The 667-nt window shown below is 58.8% G+C and carries 1 protein-coding gene; it reads right to left on the bottom strand.

Annotated features, from left to right (window positions below; genetic code table 11):
* Positions 1 to 667 (bottom strand): ISLre2 family transposase (locus tag ETC02_RS18650; protein WP_171698465.1); only part of this gene is annotated, 667 nt, incomplete at both ends.

Raw genomic sequence — 667 nt, 5'->3', positions numbered from 1 at the left:
GATGGCCGGACAGACACTGACGCAGCTCCCGCGCCACATGAAATCGATCCAGCTGAAAGCACGCCCGCTTCCCAAAATACTCCCGGCAGGCCGTGATCCACGACGCCGCGTCGCCGTTGATGATCAACAGGTCCCGGCACGGATCATAGGCATATTCGTTCATCAGCCACTCTTCGAACCGTTCCCACACGTCTCCCTCCCCTTCATGGAGGTAGTGGCGCCGGTTCACGAGCTCGAGCTGCGAACCGTTTCGTTTCCATCCCTCGTGAACCGCCAGGATTTTCTCTTCTTTCGCCCGTTTCCCTTTCCCCTGGCGGGAAATAAACAGTCCATCCGCCTCCACAAACAGCACCCGGCCGTGCCGTTGGGAAACAGGGCGGTGCAGCGAGACAGGGGCCTCCAGCACCAGTTGGCGAATCGCCTCGTGGCTCATGACCGCATACCCCACGATCGACTCCAACGTACGGGCCGCTTTGCGGTAGGAAGAGCACTCTACGGCCAACTCGACCGCCGTTTCCTCGAGGCAAGGACTGATCGATCGGGCCCCATCAAAGCCTAATTCGGCATCCAGCAAGAAGGTATAGTTCCCCGTTTGCCGGTCATAGTAGTAGTTCCGTCGAAACGTCACTTCTCCAAACAGCGTTTGGATCGTAGTCGGCCGTTTGTC

The organism is Geobacillus sp. DSP4a (assembly GCF_013096875.1).
Taxonomy (GTDB): domain Bacteria; phylum Bacillota; class Bacilli; order Bacillales; family Anoxybacillaceae; genus Geobacillus; species Geobacillus thermophilus.
This window is presented reverse-complemented; position numbering and strand designations above follow the sequence as displayed.